At 65.1% G+C, this 748-nt stretch carries 1 protein-coding gene and 1 pseudogene; both read left to right on the forward strand.

From position 1 onward, the window contains the following. Positions 1–390, forward strand: a 390-nt coding sequence (locus tag IM317_RS23545; protein WP_227010981.1) for a ShlB/FhaC/HecB family hemolysin secretion/activation protein, incomplete at its 5' end; no start/stop codon positions are given. A gap of 14 nt (positions 391–404) precedes the next feature. Continuing rightward, positions 405–748, forward strand: a pseudogene (locus IM317_RS23550) (filamentous hemagglutinin N-terminal domain-containing protein); the annotation flags it as partial.

The raw sequence follows: 748 nt of genomic DNA on the forward strand, positions 1-748 counted from the left end.
CTGACCAGCGCCTACGGCCAGTGGTCGCCCGACCGGCTGTACGGCGCCGAGCGCCTGACGCTCGGCGGGGAAAGCTCCGTACGCGGTTTTAAAGAACAGTACCTGTCCGGGGACAACGGCGGCTACTGGCGTAACGAGCTGGGGTATTCCCTCTTCACCCTCCCGGTGATTGGCGCGGTAAGCGCAACGGTCGCCGTTGACGGCGGCTGGCTGGAAAAAGACCGTCAGGACCGCTTTGCCTCCGGCACGCTGTGGGGCGGTTCGGTGGGGCTGAGCAGCGCAGGACGCGGGTACAGCAGCCAGATTTCGGTCGGCACGCCCCTGCGCTACCCCGACTGGCTCGGCCCGGATCATGTGAGCGTTAACTGGCGCATTGCCTTCATGCTTTAAGAGACTCTACGACTATGGATACCCGTCACCCACCCGTTCGTTTCTCGCAGCGTCTGATCAGCTGGATTGTCTGCGGCCTGATGGTCTGGCAGCCGGTGGCACCCGCCGTCGCGGCGGCGCTCACGCCGGCCGGGCAGACCACGGTGGATAGGGCCGGGAACGGGGTGCCGGTCGTCAACATCGCCACGCCCAACGGGGCGGGCATTTCGCATAACCAGTTCGGCGAGTATAACGTCGGCAGCGAGGGGCTTATCCTCAACAACGGCACGGACCGCTTAACCCGGACCCAGCTGGGCGGGCTTATCCAGAACAACCCCAACCTGCAGGCCGGGCGGGAAGCGAAAGGCATCATCAACGA

It is taken from the genome of Enterobacter cloacae complex sp. S3 (assembly GCF_014930495.1).
GTDB lineage: Bacteria > Pseudomonadota > Gammaproteobacteria > Enterobacterales > Enterobacteriaceae > Enterobacter > Enterobacter asburiae_B.